A 14,758-nucleotide genomic window follows, 5' to 3' on the forward strand; every position below is an offset into this window, starting at 1 on the left:
GCGGCTCCGCCTGCGGCGAAACGGGGGTTGATATGGATGAGGAAAAGCGGTTGCTCGACGGCTGTGAGCTCCCGAGGATTTCCACCGGAAATTTTGGTCTAGATGACATTCTCGGAGGCGGCTTTGATCCCGAGAGAATGCATCTGTTTGAAGGCCAACCCGGTTCAGGCAAGACAACCCTCGCTCTGGAATTTTTGCTGGAAGGAGTTCGCGTCGGCGAACCGACCCTCTACATCACGCTATCGGAGACTGAGCAAGAATTGCGTCTGGTCGCAAAGCGTCATGGGTGGTCGCTCAACGGCATTACAATCTTTGAATTGATCCCGCCTGAGACCACGCTGGATCCGAGCCAGGAACTCACGGTGCTGCATCCGGCCGAGATGGAGCTTAGCGAAACCACGCAGATGATCTTTGACCGGGTCGAGGCACTGGCGCCGGCGCGAATTGTACTCGATAGCCTGTCGGAGCTTCGCCTGCTGGCACAAAGCCCCCTTAGATACCGCCGTCAGATCCTCGCGTTGAAACACTTCTTTTCAGGTCGCAAGTCCACTGTGGTTTTGCTTGATGACCTTTCATCACAGCAGAACGATCTGCAATTGCATTCGATCGCCCATGGCGTTGTGCTTCTTGAACAGTTGGCAATCGATTACGGCGCGCAGCGGCGACGCCTTCGTGTCGTGAAGATGCGTGGTATCGAATTCAAGGGGGGATTTCACGACTTCACCATCCGGCATGGTGGTCTCATGGTTTACCCCCGACTTGTCGCAGCAGAACATCATAAGGAATTCGACAGCGACGTCGTCTTGAGCGGCAATCCGGAACTGGACACTCTTCTGGGCGGTGGCCTTGAGCGCGGAACGAATGTGCTCCTCATCGGTGCAGCGGGCGTTGGAAAATCATCGCTGGCGCTTACCTATGCGATCGCAGCCGCAGCCCGAAACGAACGCTCCGTGATTTTTGCCTTCGACGAAGGACGCGGCACTGTGAGTGCGCGAGCGAAGACGTTGGGACTTCCACTTCAAGACGGGCTCGATAAAGGCTTGATCGATTTTCAGCAAATCGACCCTGCTGAAATGGCGCCAGGCGAGTTTGCCGACGCGGTGCGGAGCAGCGTAGAACGTGCTGACGCGCGGGTAGTGATAATCGACAGCCTCAATGGCTATCTCAATGCGATGCCGGATGAGCGCTTTTTGATTCTTCAGATGCACGAGCTGCTGAGCTATCTCAGTCATCGCGGCGCCCTGACCATCCTCGTGCTGGCTCAGCATGGCCTCGTCGGACCGATGGATACGCCGCTGGACATTAGTTATCTCGCCGATGGCGTGCTGATGCTGCGTTATTTCGAGTTTGATGGCAGCGTGCGGCGCGCACTGTCCGTCGTGAAAAAGCGAAGCGGCAATCACGAACATACGATCCGAGAATTCAAACTGAGCCACCAAGGCATCACCGTCGGACCCCCGCTAAAGGGTTTCAGTGGCATTTTCGGCGGTACGCCGGTGTACAAGGGGGAGGAGGCACCTTTGATGCCTCGGGACACCGATGGTCCGGCCTGAAACGCCAAAAGGCGTGGTTTTGGTCCTGATGCCCATTGGACGGGACGCGGCAACTGTTGCCAAGTTGATCGAAAGGGCAGGCTTACGTCCCGTGGTCTGCAACACGCTTCAGGAAGTGATAGAGAATCTCGAGTGGGTCATCGAAGTCGTGGTTGTGGCGGAGGAGGCGCTCTACGGCAATAATGCCCGCGTTCTGGAGGACTGGGTGGGCCGTCAGCCACCGTGGTCCGATCAACCCTTTGTCGTACTGACCAACCGCAATGAAGGTGGCAAGTTTGCCGCGTTCAGGCGGGAGTTGGTCATTCGCCTGCGTAACGTGGGCTTTCTCGAGCGCCCCTTGCAGGCCATCACGCTTCAGGCCACGGTACTTTCCGCAGAGCGCGCTCGAAGACGACAGTATCAAACTCGTGCGTACCTTGAGGCGCAGCGCGGCGCCTCTGCCGAACTGGAGCGTTTGGTTGCGGAGAGAACGGCTGACCTTGAGCGGGCGAACAGTCAACTCCGGGAAGAAATTGCGGGTCGCGAGCGGGCCCAGGCAGCGTTGCTGCAGGCACAGAAAATCGAGGCGTTGGGCCAACTTGTCGGCGGGGTCGCGCACGATTTCAATAACCTGCTTATGGCTGTCATCGGCAACCTCGACCTGCTTTCGAAAAAACTAGGTGAAGATGCTCGACTTCACAGGCTCCTGGATGGCGCCATGGAGGGCGCCCGCCGTGGCGCCACTCTAACACAAAGGCTACTCGCTTTTGCGCGCAAGCAGGAACTGAAGGCGCAAGCTACAGACGTCCGAAGTCTTGTGGAAGACATGATAGGCCTCATAGATCGTTCGGTGGGTCCGATGGTTCGGATCGAGCTTCACGCCGAAGACAATATGCCGGTCGTCGACGTCGACCCGAACCAGCTCGAAATGGCTCTGCTCAATCTCGCCGTGAATGCCCGGGACGCTATGATTACTGGCGGCGTCCTCACGATCGGGCTGTCCGAGCAAATTGTCGACATCGACGATCAGCTTGGTGTCCAACCAGGCCGATACGTGGTGCTCTCGGTGCGAGATACTGGAGAAGGAATGGACGCACAAACGCTGGCCCGGGCCGTAGAACCTTTCTTCTCAACGAAGGGAGTCGGCAAGGGCACGGGTTTGGGTTTGTCCATGGTGTTCGGCCTGGCGCAACAATCCGGAGGTGCCCTGCGGCTCGAAAGCACCCCCTCAAGCGGGACAACCGCCAGACTTTGGCTTCCCGTTGCCAGTGAAACGTCGCCGCCTTCCGGACGCGCGCCGAACATCGTTACCCAAGCCTCGGCGCCAGCGAAGAGTCTTTTTGTAGACGACGATCTTCTGATCGCCGGCAGTACTGTCGATCTGCTGGAAGACCTGGGACATCAGGTGATTGAAGCGCATTCCGCCATTGAGGCGTTGCGGCTTCTTGAAAGTGGCTTAGCTGCTGATCTTTTAATAACCGACCACGCGATGCCAGGAATGACAGGAATCGAATTGGCCCGAGAAGTGCGCCGCCAATATCCTCGACTTCCGATCTTGCTTGCGACGGGGTTCGCTGAACTGGAAGGAAGCGAAGTGGTAGACGTCGCACGTCTCGCGAAACCTTACACGCAAGCTCAACTTGCGACGGAGATCGCGCACCTCCTGCCGAATGGAAGGGATGGCTTCTAATGCCGCTCAGCGGCAGCGTGCACCTGCCGGGTAGACGGATTTCGAGCCGTCCCTTCAGGTGGTTTGTGCGCGCGCCGTAGAAAAGCGGCGCTGCGGCCTTCCGCCGGGCGGGTTCATCGTTTCCCCCATTCGATGACGAGTGGGGGTAGTGCCTGAAACGCCGGGCCGTTATACGCGTTCGCTCAGGCCGCCTTGGACTCGATCTGGTGCACGTTGGCCTGCGCCGCGCCATTGATGGCGATGCGCAACGGCGGCGGCGTGAACTATGTTTTTTGGGGCCCGGCGCGCGGCGAAGTTCAGCTTGTGCTTCTGCTTCTCCCAACGGGCGTTGCTTACGAGCGCCCTCCAATGCGGCCCGCTCGGCCTCGATAGCCTAGTCGAACTAGCCCAGCGAGGCTTGATTGGTTCTTCAGCTTTCTCGCCCATGAGACCGGCTCGCTAGTCTGCGGGTGGGATCGGCGGGGCCGCGTTAAGAAGCTGCGATATCGCGGTTACGATCTGAGCAGGGGCAAAGGGCTTTGCAAGCAGTAGGCTGTTTGGGACGCCCTCGGACGCCCATTCCTCCCCGTGAGTGCCGGTCATGTAGATGATGGGCATCGTCGGATCGATCTCCCGGGCAGAGCGACCGACCTTCCATCCATCGAGCTTTCCCAGCAGGTTGATGTCGGTCACGACCGCCCGGAATTTGGATTCGTCGTCCTGCCTGCAAAAGAGTAATGGCTTCCTCGCCAGACGCCGTCAGGGTGGACGCAAAGCCGCCGTCTGAAAGAGCTTCTTCGACCATAGCCCGAATAAGCTGGTCGTCCTCGACGACCAGAATCTTAACCGCATCGGTCAAAGCCAATCTCCCCCTGGCTGCCTCGTCGCAGTCGCGCGGCAGGGTAAGACGTGGTGGAACAGTAAGTTCCATAATTGAGATCCTACTAGGGTATTTTCCAGCAAGGCCGCGCCAAGCACTAGACGCTAGGAAAGAGGTTAGGCGCGTAACTTATCATGCTACAAGCCGAAGGCGGGCCAGCCAGGGTTCGAAGGGACGAGTTCATGCCAACCCTCACGGGGACAGAATCCGTGACGTCTCCCGTCGCATCGACCGGGGCAACCAGACAGGAACTTCCGTACCGGTTGAGGCAACAGTCCTTGCTGGGCGAGTTCGGCCGAACCGCGCTGCAGACCCGCGACATCGGCCAGATACTCCAACGAGCGACGCAGCTCTGTGCCCAGGGTCTCGAAACACCTTTTGCCAAGGTCCTGGAGTACATGCCGGAGGAAAAACGGTTGCTGGTGAGCGCAGGCGTCGGATGGGCGCCGGAGACGATCGGCCAGATATCCCTGGGCGTCGATCTGGAGTCTCCCGCCGGCTACGCGTTCCATACCGGCCAAATCGTCATTTCCAACCACCTGCAGGAAGAAACCCGCTTTCGAACGCCGAAACTACTGTCGGAGCACGGCATCAAGCGCGCCATCAACGTTCTCATCGCGCGGGGCGGCGAAGGTCATCTACCGTTTGGTGTTCTGGAAGTCGACAGCGCTGACTCGGGTCAGTTCGATCTCGCGGATGCTGATTTCCTTGCCGGCTTTGCGGGCCTGCTCGGCATCGCCATTGAGCGGCAGCATGCCGACGCCGAGCTCCAAAAAGCCCTCGAGCACCAAGCCATGTTGACTCGAGAGATGAGCCACCGTGTCAAGAACAGCCTGGCGTCGGTGGTAGGCCTGCTCCGCGTCCAGTCCCGCAGCGCACAGTCCGAGGAAGTTCAAAACGCGCTCAAGGACGCCGCTTCCCGCATCACGACGATCGCCCAGGTTCACGACCACCTGTGGCGCAGCACCAGGATCGGGTTTGTCGATATTGCGGACTTCGCGGGCGAGCTTTGCAGGAAGCTGCAAGAAACGCTCGCCTACAAGATTGACTGTAAGTTCGACCACCTGATGATTCCGGCGGACAAGGCAATTCCGCTTGGCCTCCTGATCAATGAGCTTGTCACGAACGCGGCGAAGCACGCCTACTCCGACAAGTCCGGCGAAATCCAGGTGGCGGGCGCGGGGCGCGGAGCCGATTTGCATGTCGTGGTAGCGGATCAGGGCGTGGGACTGCCGGCGGATTTCGATATGGACCAGCCGCGAGCGAGCCTGGGCTTCAAGGTGATCAAGAGCCTGCTTGCCCAACTCAATGGACGCATCGCGGTCTCATCAAACGAGCCAAAGGGCACAACAATCCAACTTGATGTGCCGCTCGATTAGAGGAAGTTCCGTCCATCCTACATCCCGGACCTGTCATGGCTTCACGAACTGATAGGCGAAGCGATCGGTCTCGCCCTTGATCGAGGGATCGAACACCTTCATCGAGTGCGGATCGTCCTTGTTCGCGAGCATTGTGCTTTCCGCGTCCAGTACGAAGCCGGCCGCCTCCACCTCCTCGCAGTGAGATTCATGCACTCGTGGATGCCAACGGCCTGCCGGTCCGGCTGGCGCTGACGCCCGACGAGGCTCACGAGAATCGGCTTGCCAGAAAGCGACTATCTTGTCTGAAGCGCGGATCGATGCAGCTTTCTGACGTGGCTACGACGCCGACTGGATTAAGGAGCTCGCCACGAAGAACGGCGCATGGGCCAACGTCCCGCCAACCCGATCTGCTTCGCTCACCGTGCACCAAGATGGTGCACCATGTTTTGCCGGCGCCCCACTGACCCGACAGCAAGCCATGCCCCACCGCTGGCATCAGCCGTTTGATTAGCCATGCCTTGAGCGGCCGCGGATCTGCATCCCCGTGTGAATTGTGAATAAAGTGCGGCAACTTCGGATCCTGCCGCGACGCCTCATCGATTTCGTCGAGATCATCCTCAATATCGTCTTCGTCTGGATCTGGCGCCGGTGTCTCCGGTTTAGGCGAAATTGGCTTGAGTATCTCCCGCGGCGCGTTTCGACAATTTTCTCGGGCGCCTTCATGCCGTCGAGCAGCGGCAACGCCCTATCAGTGTACTTGCTGGCGCTCCTGGAGATCTCGCGGGAAGTCGACCCTCTGCGAAATAGCGGCCGGCAACCTACTCGTTGCGTTGCCACACGCACGCTCGATGTTTCAGCGAGCGCCGTTCTCGTTGCGAAAGGCAGCAATGAAATCGCAACGAATTGGGTGAAACGACCGTGAACAAAACGGGACGAGGACGATCACCACACCAAGAAAGATCAATAACTTAGAAGATGCTCACTGCGTTCGGGACGCCGTGGTCTTAAGCCATCAGATCGCAACTTGAACCGAATGTCGGTATCGGTGGTTGCGCCTCCGCAATTTGAACCTGCGAAAATCTTGCCCGACCAGGCCGAGAACTGCGCACCGCTATGCAACCGAGCTCGGCGAATTGCTTAGCTAGGTACCGTAGATACAGGCCCTATGAGAAAACTTTTCGGTCGTTCCGTCAGTACGGTTCAACCAGAAGCATTTCGTACCGAAGTCAGCAGTTCGGACGTTAAAGTGGGTAATTCCGCATCCCTTCTTGGCCTCGGCATCGGGATGGTGCTCCAGTGCCGCTCGTAGAATCACTGTGTCATTGGCGCCAACCCGATCGCCCACGTCGTACCGGTGAAGCATGTCATTCAAATAAGCAACGGCGTCACCTCTTTTGGCGAAGTGCAGTGGGCCGAGGTCGATCGGCTTCGCGGGCATGTGAAACCTCCATTCCAATCAAGCGGTAGAATTGCTGTCCACGTCGTCGAGCGGCAGAAGCCGATCGCGTAGCTCGCGGACGATGATGACCGGGAAATCCATGGCTTCGAGCTGACCTTCGCGTTCGGTGACCCACGCCACGCATTCCTCCTTACTGAGATCGGTCTTCTCGTACAAGGCAACCGCGCTCATGCGGGAGAGACCGAGTTCCATGAGTGAGAGGAGGGTCCTCGACGAAATACCAGACTCAAGTTGTGTGCCGATGTCCAAGCCGTGATCAATCAGGTCCTCACGGTTGATCTGGCGGAGATGCATGTGCAGGACATCCATGTAGGCGGACAGATACTTCGGCGCCTTGAATCGCGCGACTTGCTCGACCAGCTCCATCGTGTTGCGGATCTGCACCGGAAGGCTGTAGGTCCTACCGGTGGTACGGTGCCACTCGATGTTCCCGCGGATCATCTCGGCCAACCTCAAGGACTCGGGCGCCTATCTGCTCACCACATTCATGCGGCTCGGGTCCATTTCGGCGGCCAGTCTCTCGAAGCGCCACGATGCCGCGTCGATGGCATATTGCCGAAGTGGAACGCGACCCCGCGTTCAACGAGCGGTGCAAGGCGGAAGTTGGGGCGTACGCCCTTCCGGGCGAGGTCGGCGAGCTGTGCAAGCTCCGGATCGATTGAGCCAGGCTGAGGCAGGAGCTGGCTAACCAGATCGGCGACATCCTCCGACTCTCCGGCGCCGTTCGTGTAGACGAGCGTTCCGCCTCTCTGGCCCGCCGCTGCGGCGATGAAGGCGAGGCGCTTCCTAAGTCCCGCTGGCGTGCTTGCGAGCTGGAGCGTTCCGACTGGAAGTGTCGAACCCTGCTGTCGGACGGTCAGGTTCCAGAGCTTCGGCTTGCGTGGGGTTTGGTTCGCGACGATCAGGTTCTGGAGAACGGTGGGAGCGTCGCTGTCGACGGCGACAGTCTGCACACCGTCGGGCGCGTCCGTTAGCAATGCCTCCGGGTTCTGTGTCGCGGGGCTGATGAATACGACCTTCAGCTTCGAGTTCGCACGGCTAGCCCGCTCTACGGCGTCCTGCAAGATCACGCCGCGTTGGCTGTCCTCGATTTTGTGCGCCTCGTCCACGATAAGCAGGTCAATTGAGAACGCGTCGCCGAGCACGTTGGCGAGAAGGTGCAGCCGCTCCTGCGTGGAGACTAGAATTACTTGCGCGCCTCCAGCGCGCGCCGCTTCGTACTTGTCACGGAGGGGAAGGGACGACACCTCGATGCGCTTGGTCTTGCCGAGAAGACCTTGGAGAGTGGTCTCGATCTCCGAAACTAACACGCGGGTAGGGGCGAGGTAGACTGCGACCCGGGTGTCACCCGCGCTTAGTTGGTCGATCAACCACTGAAGGACGAGAAACGTCTTCCCGGAGGCAGTGGGGGCGGACGCCGAGAGCCAACTTCCTCCGCCCGCATTGGCCAGAAGCGTTGCTGAAAATCGTTCACCTGCAGCCAAGCGCCGCTCGATTCCACCAGGATGGAACGGTCCATCTCGCGCCGCTGGGATTCAAGGCGCAGCGCCACACCTAGCCGTCCGGTCGAGACCGGCCGTCAGTAGGTGGCGATCGTTGGCTAGCGTGATGGCCCGGTAATTGGAGAGCTTGCCCAACAGGACAGCGCCCGCGTCCTTGAGTGCTTGATCGTCCGTCAGAGAGATCGCCGCAGTTGCGATCCGGAGCGCGGCCTCCTGGTCGATCCGTTGATCGGACCGCGCCAATATGCTGCCGGCGAGCAGCAGCCTTGGCCAATCGATCGCCACGGCAGAGGGGGCGGCGGGTTCGGGCACTAGGTTGTCAAGTTCGGTGCGCACGGTGAGTCGAATGATCGCATCGAGATCGTCGCGAATTCCTTCCTGAAGAAGCCACGACTGGAGACCGACTAGGCTCATTCCGTCTTAATCCCCATCGCTCTGAGAAATGCGGCGCGGAAGCCGTCGGCCGACGGCAGCGGGATGCAAAACAGCTCGATTTCCATCTGGTCGAGCTTCTCCGACTTGAGCCGCTCGCCGATCCTTTTGCTCCAAACGGCCAGTTCCGCGCGTGAGGCCTCAACGATCTCCTCCGCGATCGCCTTTACGTCATCTTTCGGATAGAACGGCGCGTCGAAGCCCACCAGGGCCACGCCGCAGTATTGGACCCGCTTGGACATCACCGACGACTTGTCAAAATACTTCTTCAGCGCGTCGGTGAGCGTCGCATCACTGAGGTCGGCCTTGTCGCTCAGGAGCACCAGATCGCGTTCCCTGTCGGTTTCCTCGTGTTCTGGTTCAATGAGGAAGGGAGCGAGTGAGGCGAGGCAGTCGCGGATCGCGGCTCCCGCGTCCTTGTAGATTTTGGATTCACCCCAGTAGAGCTTCGGGATGCCTTCCGGCATCACGCCAGCGTACACCCCATCGGCTCCATGGTAGTGTAGGCGCGTGTCTGTCTTGAGATCCATCTTGCACAGAATCTGAGGCAGCTTGAGGAAGCGCTCGGCCAATAAGAACAGCAGCATCTCGCCGCCCTCTCCGGTCTTCGCCAAATCGGTGAACGACCGCTTGGCGCGCTCGACGAGTTCGGCGACCGCCTCGGTGCTATTGTACTTGGCGTCGCGCGCTTTCGCTGCAGCGAGCTTCGAGCGCGGTATCGCATAGTCGACTACGGCGTTCCGCATGAACTCCGCCAGCCGGTGCGGCTGGACGCGGCCGTTTCCATCCACTGTGAGGCAATGACAGTGGATCTTGACCGAATGACCCTCGATGAGGACGTCGCGCTCCACCAACATGAGGTGAACGTCGAGTGCTTCCGGATTCCCTGTCAGCGCGGACGTGAGATCAGTCGCGGTGATGGTCGACAGACGGCCTACCCCCTTGTTCGTACGCCCGTCTGCCCCCAGACGAGTCAACCCATAATTGTAACCACCTAGACCTCCGCAGTCCATGTTCGGCGGGAATTGCCATCGAATCCGCGATGATCGCGAGCGGCGCTTTCATGCGCTGCGGACTAGACCAAAGCCTTCACGCGCGTCGTCGCTGTTGCTCGCAAGTCTAGAGCAGCATCGCATGCTCTTTACGAAAACATGCTCGGCAATAACGCGCCTGCCGTCTGCTCTTGGATGGTTGGCTTCTCGGAAACGACTGACCAAGGTAGGAGCCGATGTGCCCCTATTGTGCCCCCGCTTTTTTGGGGCACATTACAGGGGAAGCCAGCGACTAAATCATTGAATTCAGGTTTGAAATGGTGGGCGCACAAGGGATCGAACCTTGGACCTCTCCCGTGTGAAGGGAACGCTCTCCCGCTGAGCTATGCGCCCGGGACCATCATGCCGACGGCCGGACTTTCGGCCGGCCGGCGCATCAGAGCCCGCGATTTAGAAGTGCGGGCCGAAGGTGTCAAGTTTCGAGGCGTCCTCCGGCCCGAAAACCTTCCGTAGATCACGCAATCCAGCGGTGAAGCCGGGTTTCGGCCCGCTTACGCACCCTGCTGGCGGGCGCGGGAGGCGTGGGCCTGGAGCGCGCGGATACGCTCGGCCAGCGTTCCGCCGCCCTCGGGCAGGGTGCCTGCGGCCGCGCCGTTGCTGGCGGCGTCGTTGGCCGGGCGCGGCGCCGGCTTCGGCGGCTGGCCGGCCTCGGCCGCAAGCAGCGCCTCGATCGGCGAGTTCGGGCCTTCGAGCTGCATCGCCAGCTTTGCGACCTCGGCGGCGATGTCGTTGATGCGCTCGCGCAGCAGCGCGTTCTCCATGCGCTCGGTCGCCCAGGAGCTCTCCGCCTGCTGCTGGATCGCGTTGATGTCGCGCTGGAGCTTGGCGCGCTCGTCGCGCGCGGTGCGGAGCTGCTCCTCCAGCGCGGCCTTTTCCGCGCGCAGCTGCTCCATGGCGGCCGACGATTTGCCGCCGCTCAAGGCGGCGATCTCGACGCGGAGCTCCTTGATGGTGCGCTCGGAGCCCTCGCTGGCCTGGCGGAGCTGGTTGTTCTCGTAGTCGCGCTCGGCGAGCAGCTTGCCTTGCGTGGCGAGGCGTCCCTCGAGGTCGGCGACGCGGCCCGAGAGCATCTCGGCCTCCTTCACCTGCACGATGAGCTGGCGATCGAGCTCGTTGACGCGCTGGCTCAGATTCTCGACGCGGCCGCGTGCATCGCCGAGCTCGCGCGAGGCGGTCTCGGATTCGGTTCGCTCCTGCGTCAGCCGCGCCTGCGTTGCGGCAAACTCCTTCTCGGCATCGCCGACGCGGTTCTTCAATTCCTCGATCTGCGCGCGCACCGCGACCAGCTCGACCTGGCGGCTCTCCGCCATCATCGAGCGGTTGGACAGTTCGGAGTTGATCTTTGCCAGCTCGTTCTGCTTGTCGGTCAGCGCATTCTCGGCGCCGCGCAATGCTTCGGTCTTGGCGCTGAATTCCTCTTCAGTGGCGCGGAGCTGCTCCTTCACCGCCTTCTCGCGCGCCTCCAGCGCGAAGATCGTGGCGTTCTTCTCGCCGAGCTCGATCTTCATGCGGTTGATGGCATCGCTCTTCTTGCCGAGCTCGGCGAGCTGGCTCGTGGTCTTGTTCTTGAGCTGGTCGACGCTCATCTCGAGCCGTCGCGCCGACATGGCGAATTCGGCGCGGAGCTGGTCCTTGTCGGCCTGGATCTCGGCCATCGACAGCGGGGTGGCGGCCTCGAGCCGGCGCGTGGTCAGGCGCACCGCGCGGTTATGCACCAGCGGCACGATGGCAAGCCCGCACAGCATCGCGAGCAGGAAACCGATCGCCAGGTACATGATCGGTTCGACCATGGGCCAGAACTCCCAAAGCTAAGGAAAAATTTACCAACGACAATGCATGGCGGGCCGGCAAAAAGCCAGCCCCGCCCTGTTGTTAACGTGAATCCGGAATTGGACCGGTGGAGGGAGTCCTAGAACGGGTTCCAGGTCGCGCGCGGCGTGTATTTCAGGTAGCCGATATTGGCTCCCAGCCGCAGGCCGAGTCCGGACCGGATCGGCACCAGCACGATGTTGTTGGCGGTGAGCGCCGTCATGCCGAAGCCGCCGATGATATAGGCCGAGCCGTCGAGGCCGGCGAAGCGCTGGTAGATCGCGTTGGTGGCCGGCAGGTTGTAGACCAGCGTCATGGTGCGCGCGCCGTCGCCGCCCCAGTCGAAGCCGAGCGAGGGGCCCTGCCAGTAGACGCGCAGGTCGCCGGCGTTTTTGGTGTAGAGCGTGCCTTCGCCATAGCGCAGGCCGGCGACGAACGCGCCGGAGCCTTCCTCACCCAGGATATAGCCGTTCGGCAGGCCCCATTGGCTGACCGCCTTCTCGATGATCGAGGCGAGCCCGCGCGAGACGTTGCCGAAGAAGCGGTGACCGGCCGTCACGAGCTCGTCCGGCCCATAGGTGTTGGGTGTCGGGGACCGCTGCGGCGGCGGCAGGTTGGGCGGCGGCGCCTGCTGGGCGGAGGCCGGCACGATCAAGCCGACCATCGCGGCGAGCGCGAGCGCAGCAAGGCGTGATGCGAAAGTCATAAAAGAACCCCTGGTATCGAATCCGATCGCTTCCTTAACCTGACGCCAACAGGCACGGCTCTAGGTTGCGCCGGATGTCCCCTCGACTCGGATGTTATCCGCAGCAACTATGACGGCACAACGGCAGGAAGATAGCCCTTTGCGCCCCGGAATTGCCTTGATCGGCCGCCTCGTCTGCCTGCTGGCGGGCATTTGGATGGCCTGCGCATGGTTGCCCGCCCAGGCTGCCACCACCGAACGGATCGTCGTCAACCGCTTCAGCGGCGTCGCCATCGAGGGCTTCGATCCCGTCGCCTATTTCGTCGATGGCAGCGCCGTGCAGGGGACGGCTGAGTTCGAAGCGAACCTCTGGGGTGCGGTCTGGCGCTTCCGGAACGAGGGCAACCGGGCCTCCTTCCTGGCCCATCCCGAGATCTATGGGCCGCAGTTCGGCGGCTATGACCCTGCCGACATCGCCCGCGGCGTCACCATCGCCGGCAACCCCCGCTTCTTCGCGATCGTGGCGCAGCGGCTTTACCTGTTCAGCCGGGAAGCCAATCGCGACGCCTTCGCCGCCAATCCGGAGCGCTTCCTCTACGAAGTCGGCAAGCGCTGGCCGGCGCTTCAGGAGCAGCTCAGTCAGTAGCGGTCTACCGCCTGCGGGTCGCCCCAGGCGATGAACTCCGGGATGATGAAGCCGGTGTCCTGCCGCTGGCCGAACAGGATCTCGCCGCCCTTGCCGTCGGTGACCTTGCCGCCGGCCGCGGTCACGACCGCGCAGCCGGCCCCGACATCCCACTCCGAAGTGGGCCCGAAGCGGGGATAGATGTCGGCGCTGCCTTCCGCGATCCGGCCGAATTTCACGGCCGAGCCGACCGTCCTTCTGACGGCATTGGGCCTGTTGTCGATGAACGCTTCGCTTTTGGGATCGCCGTGCGAGCGGCTCACCGCCGCGACCCAGGGCTCGCCCGGCGCCGGCAGCTTGCGGGTATGGACCGGCTCGGCGGCACCGATGGTAGCGCCGTCAAATCTGACACACTCGGCGCCGCGGCCGACGATGCCGCGCCAGAGCAGCCCGAGTGCGGGTGCGCTGACGATGCCGAGCAGCGGCACCCCGTGAGTGACGAGGGCGAGGTTGACGGTGAACTCGTCACGGCCGGCCACGAACTCCTTGGTGCCGTCGAGCGGATCGATCAGGAAGAAGCTGTCGCGGAACGGCGGAGCGGCGAGCTGGGTCCGTTCCTCCGACAGCGTCGGGATGTCGCCCGCGAGCTGCGCCAGGCCGTCCGCAATGACGCGGTCGGCGGCAAGGTCGGCCTCGGTCACCGGCGAGCCGTCCTGCTTGCCGTCGACCCGCATCGCCGCGCGGTTGACCGCGAGGATCGCTTCGCCCGCCTTCACCACCAGCGCGGTGAGCGGCTCCATCAGGCCGGATGCGGCCGCGCCGTCGATGATCCGCTTCACCTGCATGCCTCATTCATCGGCAATTCCGTTCCTGCTCGACTTGATTCGCCCCTGGCTTTATGGCCGCCCCGAACCGATCGCAAGCTAGCTGCCGCAGGCTTGCGAATGTTAGAACCCGCAGCATCCGTCAAGCATGCGTGATTCGCGGCGTCCAGCGCCGTGCAATTCCAGGAACCCTCCAGGACCCCATTATATGTCTGACGCCTCGTCGCCCGCGACCGCTACTGCTCCCGATATGCTCGAACTCGCCGCGCTGCTGTGCTCGCGGGTCTGCCACGATCTCATCAGCCCCGTCGGCGCCATCGTCAACGGGCTCGAAGTGCTCGATGACGATCCCAAGCCCGAGGACCGCGAGTTCGCGCTCGACCTGATTCGCAAGAGCGCCAAGACGGCCTCCGCCCGCCTCCAGTTCTGCCGTCTCGCCTTCGGCGCCGCCGGCTCCTCCGGCGCCCAGATCGACCTCGGCGATGCCCAGACCATGGCGCGCGGCCACATCGAGGACGGCAAGTGCACGATCACGTGGAATCTGCCGCGGCTGCTGCTGCCGAAGAATCGCGTCAAGCTGCTGCTCAACATGCTGGTCGTGGCCCAGCACACGATCCCGCGCGGCGGTACGCTGACGATCGATCCGGTCGGCGAGGGCGAGACGATGAGCTTTCGCATCACCGCGACCGGGCACAACGCGCGCCTGCCGCAGAACATCGCCGAGCTCCTGAGCGGCGAGCGCGGGCCCGCTGCGGATGCGCACGCGATCCAGCCTTATTATACGCGGCTGCTCGCGCAGGCCTGCGGGCTCACCGTGACGCTGGCACCGGAAGGCGCAGCCATCATCGTTACCGCTTCGTAAACGCGCGCATCGCTCTCAAGACGTTAATCGAATCTTTACGAGGCGCTTCGGCTTGTCCGGAGCGCC

At 61.8% G+C, this 14,758-nt stretch carries 14 protein-coding genes, 1 tRNA gene and 1 pseudogene; 6 read left to right on the top strand and 10 right to left on the bottom strand.

The features are described from left to right. Positions 1-32: 32 nt before the first annotated feature. Together BJA_RS10615 and BJA_RS10620 are read left to right on the top strand one after the other, a co-directional pair. On the top strand, positions 33-1,553 hold the full coding sequence (locus tag BJA_RS10615; RefSeq protein ID WP_011084967.1) for an ATPase domain-containing protein: 1,521 nt from the start codon (positions 33-35) through the stop codon (positions 1,551-1,553). Next, positions 1,540-3,222: an ATP-binding protein gene (locus tag BJA_RS10620; RefSeq protein ID WP_011084968.1), complete on the top strand. Its 1,683-nt coding sequence runs from the start codon at positions 1,540-1,542 to the stop codon at positions 3,220-3,222. Before BJA_RS10615 ends, BJA_RS10620 begins: the two co-directional genes overlap by 14 nt. A gap of 438 nt (positions 3,223-3,660) precedes the next feature. Here the strand turns inward: BJA_RS10620 and BJA_RS10625 are convergent, their stop codons facing one another. Beyond that, positions 3,661-3,894: a hypothetical protein gene (locus BJA_RS10625; protein WP_014497706.1), complete on the bottom strand. Its 234-nt coding sequence runs from the start codon at positions 3,892-3,894 to the stop codon at positions 3,661-3,663. 369 nt (positions 3,895-4,263) lie between these two features. On the opposite strand from BJA_RS10625, the gene BJA_RS10630 reads away from it, so the two are divergent. Next, the gene (locus BJA_RS10630; RefSeq protein WP_014497705.1) at positions 4,264-5,460 is read left to right on the top strand and encodes a sensor histidine kinase; all 1,197 of its coding nucleotides are present in this window, start codon (positions 4,264-4,266) and stop codon (positions 5,458-5,460) included. 179 nt (positions 5,461-5,639) lie between these two features. Beyond that, positions 5,640-5,842: pseudogene (locus BJA_RS42975) on the top strand (transposase); the annotation flags it as partial. Positions 5,843-6,583: 741 nt separating this feature from the next. Here BJA_RS42975 and BJA_RS10635 read toward each other — a convergent pair. From BJA_RS10635 to BJA_RS10660, 8 genes are all read right to left on the bottom strand, one after another. Continuing rightward, positions 6,584-6,880 (bottom strand): DCL family protein, encoded by a 297-nt coding sequence (locus BJA_RS10635; RefSeq protein WP_011084973.1) that lies wholly within the window; start codon positions 6,878-6,880, stop codon positions 6,584-6,586. An 18-nt stretch (positions 6,881-6,898) separates the two neighbouring features. Then, positions 6,899-7,342 carry a hypothetical protein gene (locus BJA_RS42980; RefSeq protein ID WP_011084974.1) on the bottom strand — a complete coding sequence of 148 codons (444 nt, stop codon included), beginning with the start codon at positions 7,340-7,342 and terminating at the stop codon, positions 6,899-6,901. 44 nt (positions 7,343-7,386) lie between these two features. Beyond that, on the bottom strand, positions 7,387-8,385 hold the full coding sequence (locus BJA_RS42985) for a DEAD/DEAH box helicase (RefSeq protein WP_014497703.1): 999 nt from the start codon (positions 8,383-8,385) through the stop codon (positions 7,387-7,389). Between the two features lie 51 nt (positions 8,386-8,436). Beyond that, positions 8,437-8,817 carry a hypothetical protein gene (locus BJA_RS42990; RefSeq protein ID WP_011084976.1) on the bottom strand — a complete coding sequence of 127 codons (381 nt, stop codon included), beginning with the start codon at positions 8,815-8,817 and terminating at the stop codon, positions 8,437-8,439. After that, entirely contained in the window at positions 8,814-9,812 is a 999-nt protein-coding gene (locus tag BJA_RS10645) for a HamA C-terminal domain-containing protein (protein WP_231088509.1), read from the bottom strand. Before BJA_RS10645 ends, BJA_RS42990 begins: the two co-directional genes overlap by 4 nt. Positions 9,813-10,145: 333 nt before the next feature. Further along, positions 10,146-10,220, bottom strand: a tRNA-Val gene (locus tag BJA_RS10650). A gap of 158 nt (positions 10,221-10,378) precedes the next feature. Continuing rightward, positions 10,379-11,677 carry a hypothetical protein gene (locus BJA_RS10655; RefSeq protein ID WP_011084978.1) on the bottom strand — a complete coding sequence of 433 codons (1,299 nt, stop codon included), beginning with the start codon at positions 11,675-11,677 and terminating at the stop codon, positions 10,379-10,381. 119 nt (positions 11,678-11,796) lie between these two features. Further along, positions 11,797-12,402, bottom strand: coding sequence for a DUF1134 domain-containing protein (locus tag BJA_RS10660; RefSeq protein ID WP_011084979.1), 606 nt, complete (start codon positions 12,400-12,402; stop codon positions 11,797-11,799). Positions 12,403-12,541: 139 nt separating this feature from the next. Here BJA_RS10660 and BJA_RS10665 point away from each other — a divergent pair, with 139 nt between their 5' ends. Next, positions 12,542-13,027 carry a YHS domain-containing (seleno)protein gene (locus BJA_RS10665; RefSeq protein WP_028176025.1) on the top strand — a complete coding sequence of 162 codons (486 nt, stop codon included), beginning with the start codon at positions 12,542-12,544 and terminating at the stop codon, positions 13,025-13,027. On the opposite strand, the gene BJA_RS10670 is transcribed toward BJA_RS10665, so the two are convergent. Continuing rightward, a complete protein-coding gene (locus BJA_RS10670) occupies positions 13,021-13,851 on the bottom strand; it encodes a 3'(2'),5'-bisphosphate nucleotidase CysQ family protein (protein ID WP_011084980.1) in 831 nt (276 codons plus the stop codon). The two genes, BJA_RS10665 and BJA_RS10670, sit on opposite strands and share 7 nt — an antisense overlap. 187 nt (positions 13,852-14,038) lie before the next feature. Between BJA_RS10670 and chpT the strand changes: the two genes are divergently transcribed. Next, positions 14,039-14,692 (top strand): histidine phosphotransferase ChpT, encoded by a 654-nt coding sequence (gene chpT, locus BJA_RS10675; protein ID WP_038967810.1) that lies wholly within the window; start codon positions 14,039-14,041, stop codon positions 14,690-14,692. The last annotated feature ends 66 nt before the right edge of the window (positions 14,693-14,758 follow it).

The organism is Bradyrhizobium diazoefficiens USDA 110 (genome assembly GCF_000011365.1).
GTDB classification, from domain to species: domain Bacteria; phylum Pseudomonadota; class Alphaproteobacteria; order Rhizobiales; family Xanthobacteraceae; genus Bradyrhizobium; species Bradyrhizobium diazoefficiens.

What these genes read in the sequence shown, in the direction of transcription:
- BJA_RS10615 (WP_011084967.1), top strand. Translation starts at nt 33, where the DNA reads ATGGATGAGGAAAAGCGGTTGCTCGACGGCTGTGAGCTCCCGAGGATT.
- BJA_RS10620 (WP_011084968.1), top strand. Translation starts at nt 1,540, where the DNA reads ATGGTCCGGCCTGAAACGCCAAAAGGCGTGGTTTTGGTCCTGATGCCC.
- BJA_RS10630 (WP_014497705.1), top strand. Translation starts at nt 4,264, where the DNA reads ATGCCAACCCTCACGGGGACAGAATCCGTGACGTCTCCCGTCGCATCG.
- BJA_RS10635 (WP_011084973.1), bottom strand. Translation starts at nt 6,880, where the DNA reads ATGCCCGCGAAGCCGATCGACCTCGGCCCACTGCACTTCGCCAAAAGA.
- BJA_RS42980 (WP_011084974.1), bottom strand. Translation starts at nt 7,342, where the DNA reads ATGATCCGCGGGAACATCGAGTGGCACCGTACCACCGGTAGGACCTAC.
- BJA_RS42990 (WP_011084976.1), bottom strand. Translation starts at nt 8,817, where the DNA reads ATGAGCCTAGTCGGTCTCCAGTCGTGGCTTCTTCAGGAAGGAATTCGC.
- BJA_RS10655 (WP_011084978.1), bottom strand. Translation starts at nt 11,677, where the DNA reads ATGGTCGAACCGATCATGTACCTGGCGATCGGTTTCCTGCTCGCGATG.
- BJA_RS10660 (WP_011084979.1), bottom strand. Translation starts at nt 12,402, where the DNA reads ATGACTTTCGCATCACGCCTTGCTGCGCTCGCGCTCGCCGCGATGGTC.
- BJA_RS10670 (WP_011084980.1), bottom strand. Translation starts at nt 13,851, where the DNA reads ATGCAGGTGAAGCGGATCATCGACGGCGCGGCCGCATCCGGCCTGATG.
- chpT (WP_038967810.1), top strand. Translation starts at nt 14,039, where the DNA reads ATGTCTGACGCCTCGTCGCCCGCGACCGCTACTGCTCCCGATATGCTC.